Source organism: Candidatus Syntrophocurvum alkaliphilum (genome assembly GCF_009734445.1).
Taxonomy (GTDB): Bacteria; Bacillota; Syntrophomonadia; order Syntrophomonadales; family Syntrophomonadaceae; genus Syntrophocurvum; species Syntrophocurvum alkaliphilum.
The window spans coordinates 462,645-483,908 of record NZ_CP046457.1; the positions used below are offsets into that span (position 1 = coordinate 462,645).

At 31.7% G+C, this 21,264-nt stretch carries 20 protein-coding genes and 1 pseudogene; 15 read left to right on the top strand and 6 right to left on the bottom strand.

The window, feature by feature from the left end:
- Window positions 1–211: 211 nt before the first annotated feature.
- The 4 genes from SYNTR_RS02265 (at window position 212) to SYNTR_RS02280 (ending at window position 4,135) form a co-directional block, all read left to right on the top strand.
- Window positions 212–1,393 (top strand): acetyl-CoA C-acetyltransferase, encoded by a 1,182-nt coding sequence (locus SYNTR_RS02265; RefSeq protein WP_156202995.1) that lies wholly within the window; start codon window positions 212–214, stop codon window positions 1,391–1,393.
- 24 nt (window positions 1,394–1,417) lie between these two features.
- On the top strand, window positions 1,418–2,560 hold the full coding sequence (locus tag SYNTR_RS02270) for an acyl-CoA dehydrogenase (protein WP_156202631.1): 1,143 nt from the start codon (window positions 1,418–1,420) through the stop codon (window positions 2,558–2,560).
- A gap of 201 nt (window positions 2,561–2,761) precedes the next feature.
- Complete coding sequence (gene coaD, locus SYNTR_RS02275) at window positions 2,762–3,247, top strand: pantetheine-phosphate adenylyltransferase (RefSeq protein ID WP_156202996.1); 486 nt, start codon at window positions 2,762–2,764, stop codon at window positions 3,245–3,247.
- Window positions 3,248–3,277: 30 nt separating this feature from the next.
- Window positions 3,278–4,135: a methyl-accepting chemotaxis protein gene (locus tag SYNTR_RS02280; protein ID WP_156202997.1), complete on the top strand. Its 858-nt coding sequence runs from the start codon at window positions 3,278–3,280 to the stop codon at window positions 4,133–4,135.
- A gap of 121 nt (window positions 4,136–4,256) precedes the next feature.
- On the opposite strand, the gene SYNTR_RS11695 is transcribed toward SYNTR_RS02280, so the two are convergent.
- Together SYNTR_RS11695 and SYNTR_RS02290 are read right to left on the bottom strand one after the other, a co-directional pair.
- Complete coding sequence (locus tag SYNTR_RS11695; protein WP_197079158.1) at window positions 4,257–5,105, bottom strand: peptidoglycan-binding protein; 849 nt, start codon at window positions 5,103–5,105, stop codon at window positions 4,257–4,259.
- A 258-nt stretch (window positions 5,106–5,363) separates the two neighbouring features.
- Window positions 5,364–5,894, bottom strand: coding sequence for a gamma carbonic anhydrase family protein (locus SYNTR_RS02290; protein WP_156202999.1), 531 nt, complete (start codon window positions 5,892–5,894; stop codon window positions 5,364–5,366).
- Between the two features lie 281 nt (window positions 5,895–6,175).
- Here SYNTR_RS02290 and hslO point away from each other — a divergent pair, with 281 nt between their 5' ends.
- Complete coding sequence (gene hslO, locus SYNTR_RS02295) at window positions 6,176–7,054, top strand: Hsp33 family molecular chaperone HslO (RefSeq protein ID WP_197079159.1); 879 nt, start codon at window positions 6,176–6,178, stop codon at window positions 7,052–7,054.
- 36 nt (window positions 7,055–7,090) lie between these two features.
- Here the strand turns inward: hslO and rpmB are convergent, their stop codons facing one another.
- Window positions 7,091–7,279, bottom strand: coding sequence for a 50S ribosomal protein L28 (gene rpmB, locus SYNTR_RS02300; protein ID WP_156203001.1), 189 nt, complete (start codon window positions 7,277–7,279; stop codon window positions 7,091–7,093).
- 124 nt (window positions 7,280–7,403) lie between these two features.
- Here rpmB and SYNTR_RS02305 point away from each other — a divergent pair, with 124 nt between their 5' ends.
- The 4 genes and pseudogenes from SYNTR_RS02305 to SYNTR_RS02320 all read left to right on the top strand — a co-directional run.
- On the top strand, window positions 7,404–7,769 hold the full coding sequence (locus tag SYNTR_RS02305; protein ID WP_156203002.1) for an Asp23/Gls24 family envelope stress response protein: 366 nt from the start codon (window positions 7,404–7,406) through the stop codon (window positions 7,767–7,769).
- 12 nt (window positions 7,770–7,781) lie between these two features.
- Window positions 7,782–9,413: a DAK2 domain-containing protein gene (locus SYNTR_RS02310; protein WP_156203003.1), complete on the top strand. Its 1,632-nt coding sequence runs from the start codon at window positions 7,782–7,784 to the stop codon at window positions 9,411–9,413.
- Between the two features lie 62 nt (window positions 9,414–9,475).
- A complete protein-coding gene (gene recG / locus SYNTR_RS02315; protein WP_156203004.1) occupies window positions 9,476–11,512 on the top strand; it encodes an ATP-dependent DNA helicase RecG in 2,037 nt (678 codons plus the stop codon).
- Window positions 11,513–11,865: 353 nt separating this feature from the next.
- A pseudogene (locus tag SYNTR_RS02320) lies at window positions 11,866–12,054 on the top strand (alpha/beta-type small acid-soluble spore protein); the annotation flags it as partial.
- Between the two features lie 410 nt (window positions 12,055–12,464).
- Here SYNTR_RS02320 and gpr read toward each other — a convergent pair.
- The gene (gene gpr / locus SYNTR_RS02325) at window positions 12,465–13,421 is read right to left on the bottom strand and encodes a GPR endopeptidase (RefSeq protein ID WP_156203006.1); all 957 of its coding nucleotides are present in this window, start codon (window positions 13,419–13,421) and stop codon (window positions 12,465–12,467) included.
- A 329-nt stretch (window positions 13,422–13,750) separates the two neighbouring features.
- On the opposite strand from gpr, the gene rsmD reads away from it, so the two are divergent.
- Together rsmD and SYNTR_RS02335 are read left to right on the top strand one after the other, a co-directional pair.
- Window positions 13,751–14,317: a 16S rRNA (guanine(966)-N(2))-methyltransferase RsmD gene (gene rsmD, locus SYNTR_RS02330; RefSeq protein ID WP_279285961.1), complete on the top strand. Its 567-nt coding sequence runs from the start codon at window positions 13,751–13,753 to the stop codon at window positions 14,315–14,317.
- 11 nt (window positions 14,318–14,328) lie between these two features.
- Entirely contained in the window at window positions 14,329–14,796 is a 468-nt protein-coding gene (locus SYNTR_RS02335) for an ATPase (protein ID WP_156203008.1), read from the top strand.
- Here the strand turns inward: SYNTR_RS02335 and ylbJ are convergent.
- Complete coding sequence (gene ylbJ / locus SYNTR_RS02340; protein WP_156203009.1) at window positions 14,793–15,962, bottom strand: sporulation integral membrane protein YlbJ; 1,170 nt, start codon at window positions 15,960–15,962, stop codon at window positions 14,793–14,795. The two genes, SYNTR_RS02335 and ylbJ, sit on opposite strands and share 4 nt — an antisense overlap.
- A gap of 233 nt (window positions 15,963–16,195) precedes the next feature.
- Here ylbJ and SYNTR_RS02345 point away from each other — a divergent pair, with 233 nt between their 5' ends.
- Window positions 16,196–16,972: a patatin-like phospholipase family protein gene (locus tag SYNTR_RS02345; RefSeq protein ID WP_156203010.1), complete on the top strand. Its 777-nt coding sequence runs from the start codon at window positions 16,196–16,198 to the stop codon at window positions 16,970–16,972.
- On the opposite strand, the gene SYNTR_RS02350 is transcribed toward SYNTR_RS02345, so the two are convergent.
- Window positions 16,965–18,215: a nucleotidyltransferase gene (locus SYNTR_RS02350; protein ID WP_197079161.1), complete on the bottom strand. Its 1,251-nt coding sequence runs from the start codon at window positions 18,213–18,215 to the stop codon at window positions 16,965–16,967. The genes SYNTR_RS02345 and SYNTR_RS02350 overlap by 8 nt on opposite strands.
- A 137-nt stretch (window positions 18,216–18,352) precedes the next feature.
- On the opposite strand from SYNTR_RS02350, the gene pta reads away from it, so the two are divergent.
- The 3 genes from pta (at window position 18,353) to SYNTR_RS02365 (ending at window position 21,250) form a co-directional block, all read left to right on the top strand.
- Complete coding sequence (pta, locus tag SYNTR_RS02355; RefSeq protein ID WP_156203012.1) at window positions 18,353–19,345, top strand: phosphate acetyltransferase; 993 nt, start codon at window positions 18,353–18,355, stop codon at window positions 19,343–19,345.
- Between the two features lie 63 nt (window positions 19,346–19,408).
- Complete coding sequence (locus SYNTR_RS02360) at window positions 19,409–20,602, top strand: acetate/propionate family kinase (protein WP_156203013.1); 1,194 nt, start codon at window positions 19,409–19,411, stop codon at window positions 20,600–20,602.
- Between the two features lie 141 nt (window positions 20,603–20,743).
- On the top strand, window positions 20,744–21,250 hold the full coding sequence (locus SYNTR_RS02365) for a YceD family protein (RefSeq protein ID WP_156203014.1): 507 nt from the start codon (window positions 20,744–20,746) through the stop codon (window positions 21,248–21,250).
- The last annotated feature ends 14 nt before the right edge of the window (window positions 21,251–21,264 follow it).

A 21,264-nucleotide genomic window follows, 5' to 3' on the forward strand; every position in this document is an offset into this window, starting at 1 on the left:
AAATCAATAATAAGAAATATATGTAAAAAAGAAGGAATTTTATAACAAATAAAGAATAGATTGTAATATAATTAAATTACGCTTATAGTGAACGAATTTTGTCAGAACTTATTATAAATGTGATGTTCTGACTACGGGAGGTGGATAAACGTTAATAACGAGAGTTAATATTGAATAATTAATATAAAAATATATTAGGGGGTTAATTTAAATGACTAAAGAAGTAGTTTTGGTTGGTGCATGTAGAACACCTGTAGGATCATTTGGTGGCACATTAAAAGACGTAAGTGCTGTAGAACTAGGAAAAGTAGTAATGGAAGACAGTTTAAAACGAGTTGGATTAAAACCAGATCAATTAGATGAAGTAATATTCGGATGTGTATTACAAGCTGGTCAAGGTCAGAACGTGGCTCGTCAAGCCTCTATTCATGCTGGTATACCGGAAACCGTTCCAGCATATACAATCAATAAAGTTTGTGGTTCAGGACTAAAGTCAATTAGTATAGCTGCACAAGCTATAAAAGCAGGTGATGCAGATGTTATTCTTGCAGGTGGAACTGAGAATATGTCACTTGCTCCTTATGCACTAGAAAAGGCACGTTATGGATATAGAATGGGACCTGGAAAAATAGAAGACTTAATGATAAAAGATGGTTTATGGGAAGCTTTTAATAATTATCATATGGGAATAACTGCAGAAAATATAGTAGACGAGTGGAATATATCTCGTGAAGAACAAGATGCTTTTGCTTTTAGAAGTCAAGATCTTGCTGCTAAAGCGATAGAGGAAGATAAATTTAAAGATGAAATAGTACCAGTGGTAATTAAGACTAGAAAAGGTGAAACAGTTTTTGACAAAGATGAACATCCTAACTTAGCACCACAGGAGAAGTTAGCCAAAATGAGACCAGCCTTTAAAAAAGATGGTTCTGTTACAGCTGGAAATGCCTCTGGAATAAACGATGGTGCAGCAGCAGTAATAGTTATGTCTAAAGAAAAAGCAGACGAACTTGGCTTAGAGCCTTTAGCTACAATTTCAAGTTATGCATCAGGTGGTATTGATCCTAAGATTATGGGTATTGGACCTGTTCCTGCTACTAAAAAGGCTTTAGATAAAGCAGGATTAAATATAGAAGATATAGATCTTATAGAAGCTAACGAAGCATTTGCAGCACAGTCTTTAGGAGTATCAAAAGAACTTGGTTTAGAAAAGGTTATGGATAGAGTAAACGTAAATGGTGGAGCAATAGCAATTGGACATCCAATCGGAGCATCAGGAACCAGAATATTAGTTTCACTTCTTTACGAAATGCAAAAGCGTGATTCAAAAACAGGTTTAGCTACTCTCTGTATTGGTGGAGGACAGGGTATAGCTATGGTAGTTTCAAGATAAACATAAAATGAGGAGGATTTATAAATGAATTTTAGATTATCAGAAGAACATGAAATGTTTAGAAAAACATTTAGAGATTTTGCAGAAGGAGAAATAGAACCATCAGCTGCTGAACGTGATGAAGAAGAAAGATTTGATATGGATCTATTCCGCAAAATGGCTGATTTAGGCATGTGTGGATTACCGTGGGGAGAAGAGTACGGAGGAGTAGGATCTGACTTTCTAACTTATGTATTAGCGGTAGAAGAGCTTTCAAGAGTTTGCGGTTCTATGGGTGTTACTTTATCAGCTCACGTATCACTAGCTTCATGGCCAATTTGGAAATTTGGTACAGAAGAACAGAAACAAAAATATCTAGTGCCATTAGCTGAAGGGACTAAAATGGGGGCATTTGCAATTACTGAACCAACGGCTGGTAGTGATGCAGGTGGAACAAAAACAACTGCAGTACTAGATGGTGATGAATATGTCTTAAATGGAACCAAAGTATTTATAACAAATGCTTATTATGCTGAAACTTATGTTGTAATAGCTAGGACAGGACCTAAGGATCTTGGACATAAGAGTATAAGTGCATTTATAGTTGAAAAAGATACTCCTGGCTTTAGCTTTGGTAAAAAAGAGGATAAGCTAGGTATAAGATCATCAGCTACCTATGAGTTAGTATTCGAAAACTGCCGCATTCCAAAGGAAAACCTTCTTGGTAAAGAAGGAGATGGATTTAAAATTGGTATGATGATCCTAGATGGTGGAAGAAACGGAATTGCTGCTCAAGCAGTTGGAATAGCTCAAGGAGCATATGAATTTGCACTTAACTATTCAAAAGATAGAGTTCAATTTGGAAAACCAATATCTAAACAACAGGCTATCCAATTCAAATTAGCTGATATGGCAACACAAATAGAAGCTGCAAGATTATTAACCTATCAAGCGGCTTGGTTAGAAAGTCAAGGATTGCCATATGGTAAAGAAAGTGCAATGGCAAAACTGTACGCGGGTGATGCTGCAATGGCAGTAACAACAGAAGCAGTACAGGTATTAGGAGGATATGGTTATTCTAGAGAATATCCAGTTGAAAGAATGATGAGAGATGCTAAGATTACACAAATTTATGAAGGTACAAATGAAATTCAACGTGTAGTTATAGCAAGCAATATTTTAAAGTAAACATTACTTTAAATTAAACTAATAAAAAAAAGGTAATATTATCTTTTCATATAGCTGAAAATAAAAACACAGAAGAATATTCTGTGTTTTTATTTTTATTTAAAAAATAATTAAATTGCAGGATAAAACAAAGTTTGAGTAGAATTTTTTTATATTTGATATTGTAATAGATTTAATAAAACCAAAGGGGCGGATGTAATAATGAAAGTAGCAGTGTATCCAGGAAGCTTTGATCCTATAACAAATGGGCATATTGATATTCTTAATAAAACTAGTAAGCTATTTGATAAAATAATTGTTTCAGTTGTACATAATGTTACAAAAAATGCCCTGTTTTCTCTTGAAGAACGGGTTGAAATGATCAAAGAAAGTACAAATCATATGGATAATATTGAAGTAGATTCATTCAATGGATTATTGTCTAATTATTTACAAGAGAAACAAGCTATAGCTATAATTAGAGGTTTGAGAACGGTTAGTGATTTTGAATATGAAATGCATATGTCGATGATGAATAAAATGTTAATTCCTGAGGTAGATACGATATTTATTATGTCTGATAGTAAAAACATTTATGTTAGTTCTAGTGGTATAAAAGAGGCTGCACTACTTGGTGGGGATATTAGTTCATTAGTACCGAAAGCAGTTAATATGAGGCTAGGAGAAAAAATAAAAAAAAATGATTAATATAACATTGTTAGGATAGGGGGGGATAGGGTGAAAAGAATAGTTATTGTAGGTGCAGGTCAAGGAGGAACATCCATACTTAAATCATGCTTAGGAATAGAAAGTATAAAAATCGAAGGGATCTGTGATGCAAATTATGATGCACCTGGAATGGTAATAGCAAGAGAGAATAATGTGAAAACATTTTCAGATGTAGTGCAAGCAATTTCCTTACCTGGGATTAATGTAATTATAGAGGCAACAGGTAATGCTAAAGTAGAAGAAATTATAAATGAAAATAAAAGGGATGAAATTGCAGTAATTGATTCTCATGGTGCTGATGTAATGATGACAGTAGTTGAATCTAGAGAAGCAATGATAGAAACGTTACATAATGAATCAGAGAAGTTAGCTAATATTTCAATTGAACTTGCAGATACTATGGAAAATGTAACTAATAGGATTGAAGAGGTTAATAATTCGGCTAAATTAATGGCATCAAGAGGAAATAATTTAATAGATTCTGCTAATGATGCTACAGAACATCTTAATGAAACAGGGGAAGTTTTAGATTTTATAAATACTATTGCAAAACAAACTAAACTTTTAGGACTAAATGCAGCTATTGAGGCTGCTAGGAGTGGGGAGCACGGAAAAGGTTTTGCTGTTGTAGCGGAGGAAGTACGGAAACTAGCCGAAAACAGCACATTATCAGTTGAAAGAATTTCACAAATACTTAATAATATAGAAGAGTCAGTAAAAGTTATTACAACAGGTGTGAATGAAGCGGCATCAATAGTGGAAAATCAAGCGGAATTGACACAGACAGTTTCAACTAATGTTCAAGAGCTAGAAGCAATGTCTGAAGAATTGTCTTCATTAGCTCAGCATCTTGCCAGCTTAAGCTAAAAAAAACCCATATTTATTTGTTTGCTTAGCCGTATCTTTACATATAAATAAAGGAGTATCGGAATTATGGAGGGAGTATCCATAATTCCGTGTAAATAAAATTTTAGTTTACTGTGTTTTTTTATTTATTAATTTTATCTAATATAGTAACTTCAATATTTTGTATTCCCCAGCGTAGAGCTTCTTCATGAGTTTCAAAACATAGGTCTATTTTATTACCATTAATAGCTCCACCTGTATCAGCTGCTACGCCATATCCGTAACCTTCAACATATAATCTTGTTCCTAATGGGATAACATTTGGATCTACTGCAATAATACCTTTACCTAGTGGTAATCCAATATAGGATGGATAGCCTCCCCAAGGATAATTACATTGGTCACAAGGACAATAAGCAGTTGCAACCATAGTTCTTGTATTTGAGTTTTGAGTAATTTTATTTAAGCCTAAAGATGTCTTAGTTTTATGATCTACTACACCATCAACTGTAAGTTGTGCATCTTTTTGAAACTCCACTACAGCATTATATGTTCTTTCATCAAATACTCCATCAACAGTTCCTACTGCATATCCTTTACTATTTAATATCTGTTGCAGATCACGTACTTCTTGTCCACTTGAACCCCATTGTAATGGAGTAAAAGAATTATTTTTACTGTCCTCATTACTAGTAGCTACTAACCCTAGAGCTTGTCTTGTTTGGGGCCCTACAATTCCATCTACATTTATATTGGTATCTCTTTGAAAACTAACTACTGCATTAAAAGTAAGAGCACCAAAAATTCCGTCTACAGGTCCACATGAATATCCCTTTTCATTTAAAGTTTTTTGCACTAAACTTACTTCTGAACCAGTTGATCCCCATCTTAAGGTTTGTTGGTCTGCATAAATATTATCAACACTTAGTGTTAATAAACCTATTACAAAGAAACACAAAACAAAAAACGATAAGATATTATTTTTTACCATAAATAAAACTCCTTCCCAACAACTAATTACTGCATAGTAATACATTTAAATATAATGTATAGTGTATTCTTCTAACAAATAAAATTCAAACATCATAATGTAGTTTCTATGAGGAGATACTTGTTGGCAAAAAGTTAAGGAATCAAATTCAAAATCAATTATATATTTGATTAATTTTTCATTACCTTGGTATCTACCACCAAAGTTGGATAAATAATAAGAGGCTTATGAAACCATATTTAAGATTTAAGCAATAAGTTACTCCTTAATTAGCTTCAATTCGGTTTGGCAACATGCTGCGAGGTCGTGATAAATATTTACAGCTGCTTTATTATGTATAGCCATGTTATCTGTAACTTCCTTTACAACCTGAGCAGGATTACCCATAGCAAGCTTTTTTTCAGGAATTATCTTTCCTGGAGCTAAAAGGCTACCAGCTGCTAGCATACTACCAAATTCTAATGTACATCCATTACAGATAATAGCTCCCATACCAATAGCTGCCTCATCATTTATTGTACATGGACCATGTACAATTGCTGCATGACCTATTACTACATTATTTCCTATTAAAGCAGAAGTTGTGGGCTCAGTGTGTATTATACTACCTTCTTGTACATTAGTTTTGTTACCGATAACAATATTTCCATAATCGCCTCTTAAAATGCTATAAGCACCAATATAACAGTTATCACCTATCTTAACATCCCCAATAATTACTGCTTGGGGGTGAATAAATGATGATTTTGCTATAATTGGTCTATTGCCTTTGTATTCATAAATTGGCATTATAAGATCCTCCTTAAGTTTTTTGTAGTTATTTTTTGCAGCAAAATCTTAATGATATTTTAATTATAAGATAATAAAAATAAGGGTAACTTATTTGTCAGTGAAACTAAGATTTATTATAGTTTAATGGATTATTTGTATGAAAAAAATATTTATATGACTTATATTTATAAAATTATAAATATGGAAACAATTATATAAATGAAATAATTGCTAATGCACCTACAATTATTATATATTGAATGCTAAAATATTAAAAAATATTGAAAGGATTATTAACTTTGAAAGATTATTTATTATTAGCAACTGACAAAGCAAAGCAAGTAAGGGTATTTATAGCAAAAACAACTAATTTAGTAGATAAAGCTACTAAAAGACATAAAACATCAGCTACTGCATCAGCAGCGCTAGGTAGAGTTATAACAGCTGCTGCTATTATGGGCATTAGTGATCTAAAAAGTGAGAATAGTCGTCTAACTATTAGAGTTAATGGTAATGGCATTGCTGGTGCGGTTTTGGCAACAGCTGACAATAATGGTAATGTTCGTGGTTTAATATCAAACCCTAGTGCAGATTTACCATCTATTTCTCCAGGAAAGTTAAATGTTGGTGGAATTATTGGTAAAGATGGTAAATTAGAGGTAATTAAAGATCTTGGAATGCAACAGCCTTTTGTTGGAAGTGTTGCTCTTGTTAATGGCGAAATAGGTGAAGATTTAGCTCATTATTACTTAATGTCTGAACAACTACCTTCTTTAGTATCCCTTGGTGTACTTGTTGCCCCAGAATTAAGCATACAAGCTGCAGGTGGGTTAATTATACAAGCAATGCCTAATGCAGATGATGAATTATTGCGCACTATTGAAGGCAATGTTCTTAAGATGGGGACTATTAGCAAATTTATAAATGAAAAAGAAGACTTAAAAAGTATACTTGATATAGTACTAGATGGTATTGAATATGAAATAATTATTAAAGATAAACCACTTGCTTTTAGATGTGAGTGCAATAGAGAAAGATTACTATCAATTGTTGCAAGTATGCCTGAAAATGAAATAGAGGAAACATTTGAAGAGCAGGGTAAGCTAGAGATAAGTTGCAATTTTTGTAATGAAACTTACTTATTTACAAAGGATATTATCGAGGAGGCTAAAAAATAAAGAGCCTTAGCATTTTACTACTAAGGCTCTAGCATTTTATATAGCTCTTTGGACTTTGCCTGAACGTAGACAACGTGTGCAAACATAAATTTTCTTAGGTGTTTGTCCAACAACAACTTTGACCCGTTGTATATTTGGTTTCCATTGTCTGTTAGTTCTTATATGCGAATGGCTGTATTGTTTGCCAAATGATACACCTTTTTCACAAATTTCGCATTTTGCCATGGCTTATGCCCCCTCTCTATTACAGTTGACTTTTATATTTTAGCAAATAGGGTATAAAAGGGCAAGAAGAAGGAATAAATACTCTTTGAATAGAATTAAATTATATTAGCAAGGAGGAAATATAATGTTTATAATTAAAAATAATGACCTAGGGGAAATCACTGTAGCTAAAGATGTTATAGAAACTATTGCTGGTTTAGCGACTATTGATTGTTATGGTCTTGTAGGTATGGTATCTCAAAACATTCAGACTGAATTAACGAGTATTTTAGGATTAGAATCTATTCGTAAGGGTGTTTCTGTACGTGATTCAGAGGATGGCTTAATAGTCGATGTATATGTTGTAGTCGGTTATGGTATTAAGATATCAGAAGTAGCCCATAACGTTATGCAAAAAGTAACATATGTACTCGAGAATAATGCAGGAGTATCAGTAGCTTCAGTAAATGTCAATGTTAAAGGGATAAGAGTAATAAAAGAAAATAAGTAGGAGGCAAAAAACTTGAGTTTACAAAATATAACTGGCAACGATCTGGTGAGATTTGTCAAAGCCGGTTGCATAAGGTTAGAACACAATAGAGATGAAATTGATTTACTTAATGTTTTTCCGGTACCAGATGGAGATACAGGTACGAATATGTATTTAACTCTATTGGCAGCTGTAAAAGAAGGTGAAAAGAATAGCACAGCTCCTCTAGGGAAGGTAGCAAAATCCATATCAATGGGTTCACTTATGGGAGCAAGAGGAAACTCAGGAGTTATATTATCTCAAGTATTTCGAGGAATAGTTAAAGTTTTAGAAGGGAAAGAAAAAGCTAATGCTCAAGATTTGGCAAACGCTCTTAAGGTGGGTTCTGAAACAGCCTATAAATCAGTAATGAAGCCAGTAGAAGGGACTATTTTAACTGTAGTTAGGGAAGTTGCTCATGCTTGTGAAAGTTATGCGCGTACAGAATCAGATATAGTAGCTGTTCTTATTAAGGGAGTAGAAGTTGGTTATAAAACTTTGGAAAAAACTCCTCAAATGTTACCGATTTTAAAAGAGGCTGGAGTTGTAGATGCTGGAGGACAAGGATTTTTATACTTTTTAGAGGGTGCAATTGAAGGATTAGCACAAGAAAAAGATATAAAGTTAGATACATATAAAGAAGTTAAAACTGAAGCAAAAGGAGATAATAGCCTAAAAGAAATCGATATTGAATTTCAATACTGTACTGAACTTTTACTTAAAGGAAAAAAATTAAATACAGATGATATAAAAGATCATTTAAATCCCTTAGGTGATTCAATGATGGTTGTTGGCATGGAAGATATAGCTAAGGTTCATATTCATACTAATCATCCAGGTAAAGTTTTAGAAACATGCTTACAATGGGGACAATTAAGTGATATAAAGATAAATAATATGATAGAGGAAGCCCATGAACATTTAAATAATGTAGAATCACAACAACCTGAACCACAACCTATTAATGAGAAGGAAATAGGTATAGTCGCAGTTGGGATAGGTGAGGGTATAGTTCAAATTTTAGAAAGCCTTGGTGTAGATAAAGTTGTACAAGGTGGTCAAACTATGAATCCTAGTACAGAGGATTTACTCAATGCATGCGAACAAATTGAATCTAATAAAATCATAATTCTTCCTAATAACAGTAATATTATATTAGCAGCTGAGCAAGTAAAATACTTAACTGATAAAGAAATTGAAATTATACCTACAAAATCAATAATGCAGGCAATTACAGCTTTAATTGCTTATAACCCAGATGGAAGTATAGATGAAGTTGCGGAAAACATGAAAAAAGAAATTGAAGTTGTAAAATTTGCTGAAATAACTTATGCAGTTCGTGATACAACAATTAATAATCTAGATATAGTAGAAGGAGACATTATTGGCATTATAAATGGTGAAATATCAACAAAGGGTAGCGATATATCACAAACAATAAGTGATGTATTAGCAAAGATTGTAGATGATGAAATCGAACTAATTACTATTATATATGGAGATAGTATAACGGAAGAAGAAGCAATAAAGGAAAAACAACAAATAGAAAGCACATATTCTGATTATGAAATAGAAATGCATTATGGTGGGCAACCTCATTATCCTTTTTTATTAGCAGTAGAATAATTATATCAAGTTTAAAAAAAGCGGGGTTATCCCGCTTTTTATTGTATAAAGGGGAGAAAACAATGGATAGGTTGTTTAGTGATATTCAATTTGTAAAGGGTGTTGGACCGAAGAAAAGTAAAGCATTACATAAATTAAATATAAAAACAGTTTTTGATATATTGTGGTACATGCCAAGGGATTATTTTAATCGCAGTAATGTGGAAAAAATAGTTGAAATTAATAATTATGATAATGTAAACATAAAAGGTTTTGTCAAAAATACAAGCAGTACACGTACTTCACGTGGATTGAGTATTTTCAAAGCAATGATAACCGATAATTCAGGTTCAATTAATGCTATTTGGTTTAATCAGGCACATCTTAGTAAAAAAATTAAATCAGGTGATGAATTATTTCTTAGTGGTAAAATTAAACATACTTATGGAGGTAAAGAGTTATTTGTAAATGAATACGAAATTATTTCAGATAGTGATATGGAAAATAAAATTTTACCTATTTACTCTTTAACAGAAGGGATATATCAAAATTTTTTAAGAAAAATAATATTGCAAGTTCTTAATAATGAATTAAAAAATTATATTGATATATTTGATGAAAATACAAAGAATAAATATAAGCTTTGTGATATTCAATATGCATTTAAAAATATACATTATCCCGAAAGTAGAGAAGCATATATTAAAGCAAGAAGAAGACTAGCGTTTGAAGAATTATTCTTATATCAAGTAGGAATACATTCTTTAAATAAAAAGGCAAAGGTTGAAAATAATTATGTTGTACATAATGAAAAAACTAATTTAGTTAGTAAAGTATTAAATGAGTTGCCTTTTAACCTAACTAATGGTCAAAAAAAGGTTTTAGATCAGATATTTTTAGATATGGAATCTCCCAAAGCAATGAATCGGTTATTACAAGGGGATGTTGGTTCAGGAAAAACTGTTGTAGCTGCTTTAGCCTTAACAAAAGCAGTTGCAAGCGGCTATCAAACAGCAATTATGGCACCTACTGAAATACTTGCAGAACAACACTATAAATCAATATCAATGTTTTTAAGTTCAGATGTAGTAGTTGCATTGCTCACTGGCTCGACTCCTAATAATGAGAAAAAAATGATTTTAGAAGCATTGGATAAAGGTGATATCGATGTATTAATAGGTACACATGCATTAATACAAAATAACGTAAATTTTAAAAATCTTGGATTAGTCATTATAGATGAACAACATAGATTTGGTGTTAAACAAAGAGGGGCTTTGACTAAGAAAGGACAAACTTTAGATGTATTAATTATGACTGCTACACCAATTCCAAGAACTTTGGCATTAACTGTTTATGGGGATTTAGAGGTTTCGATAATTGATGAACTACCACCTGGTCGCAAGCCTATAAAAACCATATATATTAAACGTGAATTTAGGAATCGAGCTTATAACTTTTTAAAAGAACAATTAAAAAAAGGATCTCAGGCATATGTAGTATGTCCACTTGTAGAAGAATCAGAATTACAAGAGTTAAAGGCAGTAACTACTTTATATGAAGAATTAAAAGAAAAATTTAGTGAATATAAAATCGGTTTAATTCACGGAAGAATGCCTAGTAAGGAAAAAGAACTATTTATGAATCAATTTAAAAATGGCAGTTTTAAAATTTTAGTAGCAACAACTGTAATAGAAGTAGGTGTAGATATTCCTAATGCCTCAATAATGCTAATAGAACATGCTGAAAGATTTGGTTTATCACAATTACATCAATTGCGAGGCAGAGTCGGTAGAGGGTCTAAACAATCGTTCTGTATACTGATTGGTGATCCTAAAAATGATGAAGCTTTAAAACGATTAAAAACCATGGAAAAAACTAGCAATGGGTTTGTATTAGCTCAAGAAGATTTGAGCTTAAGAGGTCCAGGTGATTTTCTAGGAGTTAGACAACATGGGTTAAATGACTTAAAAGTTGCTAATCTAATATCAGATACTAAGATAATAGAAATAACTCGCAAACTAGTTAAGGAAAACCTTCAAACATATCAAAATTCAGAGATAATATTAAAAATTATTAAACATAAATTTAAATTTTATGGAGATATAGTAAAAAACTAAAAATTTATATGTTTACATGCCATAAAAGCATCAACTTGTCATAATAAAAAACGCTAAAGAAAGCATCCTAATATTATGAAAGGAGGTGCACTTTTTATGGCTAAAAAACAAAAACAAAATAAAAAGAAAAATCAAGATAATAATATAGAAAACAAACAAAACAATAAAAATAATAATAAAGATAAAAATGAATTGAAATAATTAAAGTAATTATAAATAAAGAACTGCAGGAGTTCCTGCAGTTCTTTTTATAGATGTACTTAGAAAGAACTTAAAACTATTGAAAATACTTCTAGGATATTAGTTTAATATCAGGTAAAAATAAGACTACACAAAAAAAGGAGGTGAAAAAAATGGCTCAACAACAAAACCAAATTTTAGTACCTCAAGCAAAAGCAGCAATGGATCAATTTAAGTATGAAGCAGCTCAAGAAGTTGGAGTAAACCTAAAGCAAGGTTACAATGGTGACTTAACTTCTCGCCAAGCTGGTAGTATTGGTGGACAAATGGTTAAGAAAATGGTTTATGCATATCAGCAAAACCAAGTTGGTGGTCAAGGACAACAAATGCAACAAGATGTAAATCAAATAAAGCAACAAAATCAACAATCTCAACAACAACAAGGCCAAATGCAATAATTCTTAAAAAGTAACATCTAATCATTCTATTAGAGGACAAGCGGATGGGCAACGATATCCGCTTGTTGTCACGTCAACTATAATTTATATTCACCAAATAAGTTAGATTATTAACTTACCATTAATCAGTCACTCACAATCTCTTTTTCACATTTTCAAGAAAAAAATTGATCTGCTGCAAAAAGTAACTAAAACTTAAGGCTGAGCTAACTTGTTTATTTAAGTCCTTAAGTAGCCAGGCATGGTGCATACTCAGCCGATTTCATAGTCTAAGATTAGCTTTTTGCAGTGAAATCAAAATTTTATTAAAATTATTAAATTGCATATAATTCTAGTTGTTCAGTTGAAATACCAGGGAAAAGGAAATGTCCTACCCCCATTGCCATAATTCTAGAGGTGTTTTCTACAATATCATCAATTTCTTTTGGAGTAACGGATAAACTACCGCCAAAATGAGAAAGTGTAGTTTTTATTGCTTCTGTAGATTGGTTTTCATTATACATTGCTCCTGAATCTAAGCAAAAGTTTTTTATAGCTTGATTTGCTATTACAGCTGCATTTACTATTGTTGGACAACCAATTGCAATAACAGGTACCCCTAAGCCTTCTTGATTTAAAGCATGTCTATTATTACCAATACCGGCTCCAGGTTGAATACCTGTATTTGACATTTGTATCGTAGTTCCAATACGGTCAACATTTTGGGCAGCTAGCGCATCAACTACAACTATCATTGCAGGATTTACTTTTTCTACTATGCCTTTAATAACTTCGAATGTTTCTAACCCCGTAACTCCTAATACACCTGGTGCAATACCACAACTTGGACGCATTCCTTCAACTAAAGCTTGGGGAGCGTATTGATGGTAATGTCTAGTTATAGGGCTATATTCAATAAATTTTGGACCGAGTGCATCAGGAGTTGCATGCCAGTTCCCTAAACCAACTAATAGTATGGTACTATCTGGAGCAATATTTGGTACCATGTTAGTTAGACTTTTACTCATAGCCGTAATAATTTCTTCCTTAACATAAGGATTATTAATTTTTAATGGTGGTGATTCTATTGTTACATAAGTACCCATAGGTTTACCCATAACACTTGCAGCTTCTTCATTCATTATTGTTATAGTAGTTATATCTATATTTTCCAAATTTTCTACTTCTTCTTCTACTCCAGATACTTCTATATTACTTTTACCGCGCACTATATCCCTAGCTTCAACTGCTAAGTCAACATTTAAACTAAAATAATTCAAAAAATCATTCATCTTTATTTCCTCCCTTTTTTATTAGTTTATTGTTAAAGGTAACATCCTTTTACAAATTGATCAGCATTTGGATATATTATTAGATTTAGATTAGGATAATATACGCTATATTTTTTAATAAAATTAAAATGGCGACCGAAGTCGCCATTTTGGGGAGAGGAGAATTTTGTAAAGTTGTTGGGGAGGGTTTGTTTACCAGATTTTTATCTGGTAATTATATCATTGCCTGTAGACAAAATTTATATACATTTTTTTAAAAATTTTTTTTTGTTATAATTATATTCAATAAAAGGTAAAAAGATATAATTATAGAAATTTTAAAGGAGAATATAAGCTTGAGAGTTATTGCAGGAAATGCTAAAGGTAGAAAACTAAAATCACCTCCATGTTTTAATACGCGTCCAATTACAGATAGAATAAAGGAAGCATTGTTTAATACATTATCAAACTCGGTTAAAGATGCTTTTTTCCTAGATTTGTTTGCTGGTAGTGGGAGTGTAGGTATAGAAGCTTTAAGTAGAGGTGCAAGTAAAGTTGTGTTTATTGACAATGATATAAATTCTATAAAGATAATTAATAAGAACTTAATTAATTGCAATTTTGTTGATGGATTCGAAGTTTATAGACAAGATGTTTTAAAAGCTATAAAGATTTTATGTAAACGCAATTTACTCTTTGATATTATTTATATTGATCCTCCTTTTACAAATGAAAAAATATTTTCACAAGTAATGAATGAAATTTCGAAATATAATCTACTTAATAAGAATGGTCAAATAATTATTAGAATACCTAAAAGTCTAGTTTTAAGCAGTGAATTTTATAATCTTAAATTATATAGAGAAAAAAACTATGGGGAGTCTACCTTGAAATATTATGAATTAAGTGAAAGTTAGGGAGGAAAAATATGATGGAAATATATAGTATACTTGATGAATTAGAGCATATTATCAAAGAAAGCAAAAAAGTGCCATTTTCTAATTCATTTGTTGTAATTGACAGTAATAATTTTTTAGACAGACTAGATAAAATTAGAGCAGTATTGCCTGAGGAATTAGAAATTGCCAAAAACATTATAACTGAAAAGGATAAAATAGTCGAAGAAGCTTGTGCAGAGGCAGAAACATTTATTGAGGAACATAAGGATAAAGCAGCAAAATTAATAGATAATAATGAGATAACACATAACGCAATGGTAGTTGCTGAAGATGTAGTCAATAAAGCAGAGATAACGGCTACAGAAATCAGAAGAGAGGCTAATGAGTATGCAGACGATGTATTAAAACATATTGAAATAGTTTTACAAAAAGGGTTAGATACAGTAAGTGAAGGTAGAAATGAATTGAAAAATGCTATTGATAATAATGATGTTTAGCGATTTTTTAGTAAGCTAATAAATAAAAGAAGCAAAATAAGAGTAAATCCAATAACAAGACAATATATTGAAAAAGTCCAAGCATCAAATCCATACAAAATTTTATATGTTGGGATAGTAACTGTTGGTACAGGATGAGATGTTAAAAAGAACATATGATATCCAACAAAGGTTATTAAAGCAGAAAAAAACATTTGAAGAATTCGCGAAGTTAAATAAAAAGATAATCTAATAGGGGTGCCATAAAGTATACTCATAATTTGGGTTATAATAGATAAACCACTAAATGCTAATATAATACTAACAATAATTAATTGTGTTAATAAGTCACTAGGGGCTGATACAACTGTTTTAGCCCCTAAAGTAATTTCGAAAAAGCCAATACATATTCCATAAGCAACATTATAAGAAACATTAATTAGCTTAGTTATGAAAATTGCCAATTTATCTAGTATTCCCCAAACAGTTAACATACGTGTTATAACAGAAAAAACCACGATAAATCCTGCTATGGCTAATATATTATTTATACTGTTTTTAATAGCATCACTTAGTGCCTTACCAATACTAATTGTGTCTTTATTATCTGCATATGATAATGTACTTAAAGCTTCTTGTATTAAAAGTTTCGACGAAGTACTCCTCAAACTTTGTTGTTTTACTGCTTTAAACCTCCAAACTATACCCACCATAATATTTGATAGGTAATGAGAGGCTGCTAACAAATAACCAACACTTGAAATACCAAACATACCTATACTTACAGCTCCTAAAATAAACAAAGGACTAGAATTATTAGTGAAAGATACGAGCCTTTCTGCTTCCTCGGCTGTTAGCATTTTCTCTTCATATAACTTCTTAGTTAAAAGAGCTCCAACAGGAAAACCAGATGTAAATCCCATAGTTACAACGAGCGAGCTACATCCTGGTAGTCGAAATAGTGGTCTCATTATAGGTTCTAAAATAACTCCTAAAAAGTGAACAAATCTTAGACTAACAAGTAACTCAGCTACAATAAAAAATGGAAAAAGAGCAGGAAGAATTATGATGTACCATATTTGAAAGCCATTTGATGCTGCTTTCACTGTTTCCTGAGGATTTATAACCATAAATACGGTTATAATCATAGTTATAACAACGAAAAAAAACTTAGAATAATAAGCCAAAAAATACACCTCTATATTTAGACTCTTTTATATATATGTTAAATTATTAAAATAAAGAAGGCTATTTACAGTACTTATTTATACTACAAAACTGACTGAGCTAGTTTTATTGTTTTCATCGGTTGTTAGTTCATATTTAGGCATAGAATTAATCAACTAAAAGGAATAATTTGAGTAAAAGTTGATTAGAGATTACCATTTTTTTTTAAATAGTTTTACGGTGGAGGTGAAAAATGAGCATGAAAGATAAAAAAGTAGCACTTGTCTTAGGTGCAGGTAGTGCTAAAGGTATAGCACATATTGGTGTAATGCAGGTTTTACAAAAACATAATATTAACTATGATTTAATAGTAGGTACTAGTATGGGGGCTATGGTTGGTGGGTTGTATGCTGCTGGTGCAGATTTAAATATAATGGGAAAAATGGCTTCAACAATGAATACTAATATCCTATATGATGTAAAGGTGCCTCGCCTAGGTTTTATTGCTGGAAAGAAAATTACTGATTTTTTAAACCTCTTAACCAAGAATAAAGATTTTAGTGAGTTGAACTTGCCTTTGTATGTTGTTGCAACTGATCTTTTATCTGGAGAAAAAATTATAATTGATGATGGATCTGTTGCAGAAGCAATTAGAGCTAGTATTTCAATACCAGGTATATTTTATCCTGTAAAAAAAGATGGCATGATATTAGTTGATGGAGCAGTAACAAGTAGGTTGCCTGTAGAGGTTGCTAGAGAAAAAGGTGCAGATTTAGTAATAGCTGTTGATGTTACCTTTGGTCAACCTAAAAAGCCAGAAATAACAAATGCTGTAGATGTAATAATGGCATCACTAGATATTTTACAAAAGCAAATTTTTAATGAAGTAAGTAGTCAAGCAGATATATTAATACAACCATCTGTATCCCACTTATCAATTAGAGACTTTGATAAAGCTTCTGAATTTATAAATTTTGGTAAAGTTGCAGCAGAAGAAAAAATTGAAGAAATAAAGGAGAAGCTTATGTAACTATAATGGGAGAGGTAGTAAAATCACCTCTTCCTTTTCTTTGTGTTGAATTAGGATAAAAGATAGAATAAATGTCTGTAGCTAAGATATCAAGTGCAATCATTTTACCTTTAATTGTAGTATTTTCTTTTTCATATATATTTTTCACATCACTGGCACGATTTAGAATACTTACTTCAGAATTATTTTTTATTTCTTGAAGGATTTTGCGACCTTTTGACGAAAAACCTAAAATATGTAAGTATAATGGACCGGATTTATCAAATTCTTCAATTTGTAATTTAGTAAGGTTAAAAAAGGTATATAAAAGCATACGATTAATTTTAGTTAAATTATATCTTTTAGTTTTAATATTTGTTCTTAGTTCTTGAAGTGTTTTGCTAATATATGCGGCTTGTTGAATTCTATATTCTAAGCCTTCTGTTACTTCATATATTGAATTCAATTCTCTAACTGATAAAGAACGCAGTTTTACTAATAATGATTGCTCAAAAGATTCTGGGAGTACTGGAGCTAAACCTAGTTTATAATCTCTTTTTAGTAAAGATAAACAACTTTCAGGTAAGCTATGACTAATTGTTTTAAAATCGTTATTTTTGGTTAAACTATTTCGGATAGCTGTTGCACTAGCATAATTAGAAAGTTGATTACTATGATACCCTGAACCAACCCGGTTAATAGTTATCGGATTAATTAGGCTATTTTCTTCAAGGATAGCCCGTAAGTATTCAATACCTAAAATATTATTAGGCTTATTAAGGAGAGTGATTAGCTCTGAGTCTTCAATTCCTAAAAAATTTTCGAGTGCTTTTGCTCTAGCTGAAGGAAAACTTAATCCTTGAGAAAGATATTCCTGTAAATAAAATTTATATTCTTGGGGTTCTTCGGATATTAATTCGGCTAGTTTCTTTAGCATACTTAGATTACCACTTTCGCTACCAAAAGCTATGTGAGTAGTTACACCGGTACGATTAAGAAGTTGTACTCCTCCTTTAGCAAAGAAATAAGCACTTCTAGTGGCGAAAGAAAAAGGAAGTTCGATGACTAAATCAACACCATTATGTAATGCCATTTCGGCACGAGTCCATTTATTACAAAAAGCAGGTTCACCGCGTTGGAGAAAGTTACCGCTCATTACACAAATTACAGCATCAAATTTATCATATTTTTTGGCTTCTTCAAGCATATGTAAGTGTCCATTATGAAAAGGATTGTATTCAGCTATTATTCCAAGTATTTTCACTAAAAAACTCCTTTTTGTTAATTTTAAATATAATAACATAAATTTTCCCACTACCAAATTATTTGTGCTAGAATATATGCAGTTAGAGGACTATCGGTTAAGATAGCTCAATATAAAAAAAAATGGGAGGTTGAAGAATGAGTCTAATAGCTCAAATCAAAGAAAAAGCGGCCCAAAATCAAAAGAGAATTGTTCTTCCTGAAGGTACAGAGGAAAGAACTCTTCAAGCTGTGAAAGACATTGCTCAAAGCAAAATAGCTGTTCCAGTTTTGATAGGTAATGAAAGCGAAATTAAAGGACAAGCTAGTAAGATTGGTGCAGATTTAACAGGAGCCGAAATAGTCGATCCAGCAAATTCTGATATGCTAGATGATTTTGTACAGGATTTTTATGAAATGAGAAAAAACAAGGGGATTGATCTAGATAAGGCTAAAACTAGTATGTTAAATCCACTTTACTTTGCTTCGATGATGGTTAAAAATGGTAAAGCAGATGGTAAAGTAGCTGGAGCTGAAAATACAACTGGTGATGTACTAAGACCTGCGTTGCAAATAATTAAAACTGAACCAGGCATATCTGCAGTTTCAGGTGCATTTATTATGATAGTACCTAATAGTGAATTCGGGGATAATGGCATATTTGTATTTGCTGATTGCGCGGTAACTCCGAATCCAACTGCAGAACAAATGGCTGAATTTGCTAAAGCCTCTGTCGGTACTGGTGTAGACCTATGTGGAATGAAAGAGCCTAAAATTGGAATGCTATCCTTTTCAACTAAAGGAAGTGCTAGCAATGAATTAGTTGATAAAGTTTCTAAAGCAACTGAGCTAGCTAAAGAAAGATTCCCTGAAATACAAGTTGATGGAGAATTTCAAGCAGATGCTGCAATAGTTCCAAAAGTAGGAGCATCAAAAGCACCTGGAAGTGAAGTTGCTGGACAGTGTAACATTTTAATTTTCCCAGATCTTCAATCAGGAAATATCGGATATAAATTAGTACAAAGATTAGCTAAAGCTGAAGCAATTGGTCCTATACTACAAGGTATTGCAAAACCAGTTAATGATTTATCAAGAGGATGTAGTGTAGAAGACATTATTAACGTTGTTGCAATGACAGCAGTAAGAGCATAGTTAGTGAAAAGAGATAACTCTTTTCAAATAAATTTAATATAAACTAAGGGAGGTATATTTTAAATGAAAATTCTCGTGGTTAACGCTGGTAGTTCATCAATCAAGTATCAAGTTGTTGACATGACTGATGAATCACTTTTAGCAAAAGGTTTAGTAGATCGTGTAGGGATTCCAGGAACAACATTAGAGCATGAGCCTGTAGGCAAGGATGAGGTTGTAATCAAAAAAGATTTACCTGATCATACAGAGGGAATGAAATTAGTTTTAGAGGTTTTAACTAATGAAGAATATGGTGTTGTAAAGAGCATGGATGAAATCGGTGCTGTAGGACATCGTGTTGTACATGGTGGAGAAGATTTTTCTGAGTCAGTAATAATTGATGATAATGTAGTAAAGGCAATCAGAGATTGTTTTGATATTGCTCCTTTACATAATCCTCCAAATTTAATGGGAATAGAAGCATGTCAAAACTTAATGCCTAATGTAAACCATGTGGCTGTTTTTGATACAGCTTTCCATCAAACTATGGAACCTGAAAATTATATGTATGCACTACCTTATGAAGCATATGAAAAATTTAAAGTTAGAAGATATGGTTTCCATGGAACTTCTCATAAATATGTAGCAGACAGAGCTGCTTCAATGCTAGGTAAACCATATGAAGATTGTAAGGTTATAACATTACACTTAGGAAATGGTGCTAGCATGGCTGCGATAGATGGTGGCAATGTGGTTGATACAAGTATGGGCTTTACACCATTACAAGGTCTAGTAATGGGAACTAGATCTGGAGATATAGATCCAGCTATAGTATTTTTCTTAATGGAAAAACTAGGCTTAGATTTTTCAGAAGCAAACAATTATTTCAATAAAAAATCAGGAATGTTAGGAGTATCAGGTGTATCTAATGACCTAAGAGATATCCTTGAAGCAGCTTCATCTGGTAATGAAAGAGCTCAATTAGCATTAGATATTTACTATAACCGAGTAAAATCATACATTGGTTCATATATGGCAAAATTAAATGGATGTGATTGCTTAGTATTTACAGCTGGTGTAGGTGAAAATGGTTATGATATCAGAGAAAATATATGTAAAGATTTAGAGTTCTTAGGAATTAAGATGGATACAGAGAAGAACAAAGTTAGAGGGAAAGAAGTAGATGTAGCAACTGAAGATTCAAAGGTAAGAATTCTAGTCATACCAACTAACGAAGAATTAGTAATTGCAAGAGATACTTATAATTTGTCTAAGTAATCTTAGTAATCTAAATTAATTAAAAAAAAGGCGAGTTTTTGATACTCGCCTTTTTTTATTAATACTAAAATGTTCATTTATTGACAATAATATAATGATAAGATTATAATAAAATCGGTATAATTATGGGAAGTGTTTGTAATGAAGATAAATTTAAGGAATCTAAGTTTACAACCAAGGACTAGTGAAAAATTTACTTTTGAAGAAGAAGGCGACTCAAACTTGATAAAAGATATGGGAGCTAAGTTCGTAGAGACTTTAAAAGTAGAGTTTATAGTTGAAAACACAGGTAGAAGCTATATTGGAAAAGGTAATATAGAAACAAATTTAGAGTTACTTTGTGCACGTTGTTTAGAAAATATAATTTTTTCGGTAGAGTCTGAGTTTTATGTTACAATAGTTGAAGTTGCATATAAAGATAGATTTTTTAGTGAAGAGGAAGATATTGTTTTTATTAATGACTATGATATAGATATCACACCTTTTGTTAATGAAGTTTTATTAATTAGTATTCCCATTAACCTAATATGTAAAGAAGATTGTAAAGGATTATGTTCAAAGTGTGGTATCAACAAAAATAATAGCTATTGTGAATGTGAAGAAAAAGATATTGATCCTAGGTTAGAAAAATTGAAAAAACTGAAATAGGGAGGAGGTTTATA

Excerpts from the sequence above, each read along its gene's own strand:
- SYNTR_RS02265 (WP_156202995.1), top strand. The coding sequence starts at position 212 with ATGACTAAAGAAGTAGTTTTGGTTGGTGCATGTAGAACACCTGTAGGA.
- SYNTR_RS02270 (WP_156202631.1), top strand. The coding sequence starts at position 1,418 with ATGAATTTTAGATTATCAGAAGAACATGAAATGTTTAGAAAAACATTT.
- coaD (WP_156202996.1), top strand. The coding sequence starts at position 2,762 with ATGAAAGTAGCAGTGTATCCAGGAAGCTTTGATCCTATAACAAATGGG.
- SYNTR_RS11695 (WP_197079158.1), bottom strand. The coding sequence starts at position 5,105 with ATGGTAAAAAATAATATCTTATCGTTTTTTGTTTTGTGTTTCTTTGTA.
- SYNTR_RS02290 (WP_156202999.1), bottom strand. The coding sequence starts at position 5,894 with ATGCCAATTTATGAATACAAAGGCAATAGACCAATTATAGCAAAATCA.
- rpmB (WP_156203001.1), bottom strand. The coding sequence starts at position 7,279 with ATGGCAAAATGCGAAATTTGTGAAAAAGGTGTATCATTTGGCAAACAA.
- SYNTR_RS02305 (WP_156203002.1), top strand. The coding sequence starts at position 7,404 with ATGTTTATAATTAAAAATAATGACCTAGGGGAAATCACTGTAGCTAAA.
- recG (WP_156203004.1), top strand. The coding sequence starts at position 9,476 with ATGGATAGGTTGTTTAGTGATATTCAATTTGTAAAGGGTGTTGGACCG.
- gpr (WP_156203006.1), bottom strand. The coding sequence starts at position 13,421 with ATGAATGATTTTTTGAATTATTTTAGTTTAAATGTTGACTTAGCAGTT.
- SYNTR_RS02335 (WP_156203008.1), top strand. The coding sequence starts at position 14,329 with ATGATGGAAATATATAGTATACTTGATGAATTAGAGCATATTATCAAA.
- SYNTR_RS02345 (WP_156203010.1), top strand. The coding sequence starts at position 16,196 with ATGAGCATGAAAGATAAAAAAGTAGCACTTGTCTTAGGTGCAGGTAGT.
- pta (WP_156203012.1), top strand. The coding sequence starts at position 18,353 with ATGAGTCTAATAGCTCAAATCAAAGAAAAAGCGGCCCAAAATCAAAAG.
- SYNTR_RS02360 (WP_156203013.1), top strand. The coding sequence starts at position 19,409 with ATGAAAATTCTCGTGGTTAACGCTGGTAGTTCATCAATCAAGTATCAA.
- SYNTR_RS02365 (WP_156203014.1), top strand. The coding sequence starts at position 20,744 with ATGAAGATAAATTTAAGGAATCTAAGTTTACAACCAAGGACTAGTGAA.